This is a genomic window from Borrelia crocidurae (assembly GCF_000825665.2).
Lineage (GTDB): Bacteria > Spirochaetota > Spirochaetia > Borreliales > Borreliaceae > Borrelia > Borrelia duttonii.
Genome location: NZ_LN609267.1, coordinates 42,239 through 43,624, shown reverse-complemented (window position 1 = coordinate 43,624; position 1,386 = coordinate 42,239). Strand labels below are relative to the sequence as shown.

General features: G+C 25.0%; 1 protein-coding gene and 1 pseudogene. Both read left to right on the top strand.

Going from position 1 to position 1,386, the window contains the following annotated elements; all coding sequences use genetic code 11:
• On the top strand, window positions 1–847 hold an 847-nt coding region (locus BN1173_RS00235), incomplete at its 5' end, for a hypothetical protein (RefSeq protein ID WP_040235753.1).
• A gap of 12 nt (window positions 848–859) precedes the next feature.
• Window positions 860–1,386: pseudogene (locus tag BN1173_RS00230) on the top strand (phosphate signaling complex PhoU family protein); the annotation flags it as partial.

Genomic DNA, 1,386 nt, shown 5'->3' with positions numbered 1-1,386 from the left:
TAATCCTTTTATTAAATTCTTATCAGAATCTTATCAAGATGGTGCTATGTTTTCTTTTCAAACTTTAAAAAATGTTGGAATTGTTATGTTGACATTTAAGTATCAAAATGTAAAGGATGCTAGGGAATTTACTAAAAATGTAATTTTGAGGATTGTTAAACAAGAAAAATCTTTAAATTTGGATCAAATGGATTCTGAAGGCAATTTAAATTTAGATAAAGATATTAAAAATGGTGAGGATTTTGGATTAAATAATCAGAGTGGACATAATGTAGATTTGAAAGATATTATGAGAAGAGCTTTAAATTTATATCATATTAATGATTACAAGGGAGCAATTGAATTGCTTAATAAATATGATTTTAATAGTGATGAGTATATTTTATTAAAAGCAGAACTTTATTATAAGAATGGTGATTATTTGAACTCTTATTTAAATTATTTGAGTTTAAGGGATGATTTTTTTAATCAGATCTTTGTGAATTTAATTAGTCTTGGTATTAAATTAAATAAAGTTGAAAATGTATTAAGGGATGTTAGATTTTTAGTAGAAAATAATATTGATTTTGATGAGGATACTTATCTTGATATTCTTGAGTTTTTATTAACAAATGGTGAACATGAATTTTACTCTAGCTTGAGTTCACTGTATTATCCAAAATATGTAAGTTCAAAGTTTGAAGATAGATATAATTATTTATTAGGTAAATTTTATGAAACCGAGAGCAAATATAAAGATTTTGTAAAGTCTCTTAGTTACTACAAAAGAGTTATTGATAGTTATCCTTTTAGTAGTTATTATGAATTATCTAAATTAAGGTTTTTGTTTTTAAAACGGTTTTTTTAGGAGAAATTGAATATGATTAGGCGTAAACTTACTAAGCAACTTGAGATTATTAAAGACTATCTTTGGGAGATGAAAGAGTGTGTTCTTAAGATGATAGAAAATTCATTAATAGCTTTAGAGTCTAGAGATAAAAATTTGGCTAAAAAAATTATTAATGAGGATGAAAAAATGATAGATGATTATCAATATGATATTGAAGATTTATGTGGACGCATAATTGCTACTGAACATCCTGTTGCTACTGAACTTAGAGAAATTTTGGCAATTATTAAAATTATTAGCTCTCTTGAACGTATTGCAGATCATTCTACTAAAATTGTAAAAGTAGTACTTCTTTTGGAATCGAATGTAGGAGATTTTTCTTCTGTTGATATTTATCAAAAACCTTTAAGGGAAATGGCAGATACCGCAAAAGATATGCTTGCAAATATTTTTGATGCTTATTTTGATGGAGATTTTATTAAAATACTTAAGATAGTAAAGTATGATAATATTATAGATAAATTGTTTTCAAAACAAAAGACTCTTGTAATTGATGC